We start from the raw sequence: 1,325 nt of genomic DNA, 5'->3' as shown, positions 1-1,325 counted from the left end.
GGGTCGTTGAGATTGTCGGCCTGCTTGGCCACAGCGCTGGTGGCCGTCCTGGCGAGCGGTTGATGCAGCGACTCGGCATGCCGGTCAGCGACGACACCATCCTGCGGCAGTTGAAGCGGGATGCCGCGGGTGCTCAACGCAATTCCGAGATACGAGTGGTCGGTATCGATGACTGGAGTTGGCGGCGGGCGACGAGCTACGGAACCATCATGGTCGATCTTGAGCGCCGCTCGGTGATCGACATACTGGACGACCGCAGTGTCGATAGTGCCGCCAAGTGGCTTCGGAGTCATCCTTCGATCGAGACCGTCAGCCGCGACCGCTGCGGCCTGTATGCGCAGGCCGTCCGTGAAGGCGCACCGCAGGCCCAGCAGGTCGCCGATCGGTTTCATCTGATCCAGAACCTTCGCTCGGCCATCGAAGAACAGATGAGCCTTTCTGGGCGTGCCACCGGCAGGGCCATTCTTTCGGAGGACGCAATTGTTGATGCTGCGACACATCGCCGGCGCGCGCGCCTCGCACATCGGCAATCTCGTCAAGAGATATTCGAAATGCTCCACGCCTTGCGCCACGAAGGGCTTTCGTACAGCGAGATCGCCCGTCGGACCGGATATGAACGTCGCAGTGTAGCGAATTGGCTCAAGTTCAAGGCTCCGCCAGACAGGCGGCGAGCAGCACTGAACCCCACTTCGCCATGGTATTTCGAAGCCTTCCTTGCCCAATGTTGGAAGGACGGGAACCGTTGCGGACGGCATCTGTTTCATGACGTCAAGCAGCGGGGTTATACCGGAAGTTTCTCCAATCTGGAGCGCCTGCTGGGAGCCTGGCGACGGGCCGAAAGAGAGCGCGGCGATGATGTTTCTTCCATGGCGCTCAACTCGGAACCCGTTCGAGATCCGGATACCGGCCACGCGATTTCGCCAATTGTTGCCGCGGCGCTGTGCATAAAGCCAAGAGGCCTGCTGACGCCTCGACAGGCAAGGAAGGTCGATGCCCTGAAGCAGGGATCTGAGGCTTTCGCCGAGATGCGACGCTTGGCGATGCGATTCAACGGCATCCTTCGCGGCAAGAGATCGGCACCACTGGATGCGTGGATCGACGATGCGATCGAGTCCGATCTCATTCCGATCATGCGGTTCGCCCGTGTCCTGCGCAGAGACATCGATGCCGTAAACAACGCCATCGAGCTGCCCTGGAGCAACGGACAGGCCGAAGGTCAGATCAACCGCCTCAAGACACTCAAGCGCGCAATGTACGGCAGGGCAGGTCCTGAACTGCTGAGGGCACGAATGCTGCCACCGCTCCACACAAAGTGAGGAAGAACC

The 1,325-nt window shown here is 60.8% G+C and carries 1 protein-coding gene; it reads left to right on the top strand.

Features of this window, described 5'->3' with window-relative positions:
- Nucleotides 1–1,316: ISL3 family transposase (locus V1479_RS26095; RefSeq protein WP_368805377.1), on the top strand; the 1,316-nt coding region annotated here is incomplete at its 5' end.
- Nucleotides 1,317–1,325: the final 9 nt, after the last annotated feature.

The organism is Neoaquamicrobium sediminum (genome assembly GCF_040970315.1).
In the GTDB taxonomy this organism is placed as follows: Bacteria; Pseudomonadota; Alphaproteobacteria; order Rhizobiales; family Rhizobiaceae; genus Aerobium; species Aerobium sediminum.
This window is presented reverse-complemented; position numbering and strand designations above follow the sequence as displayed.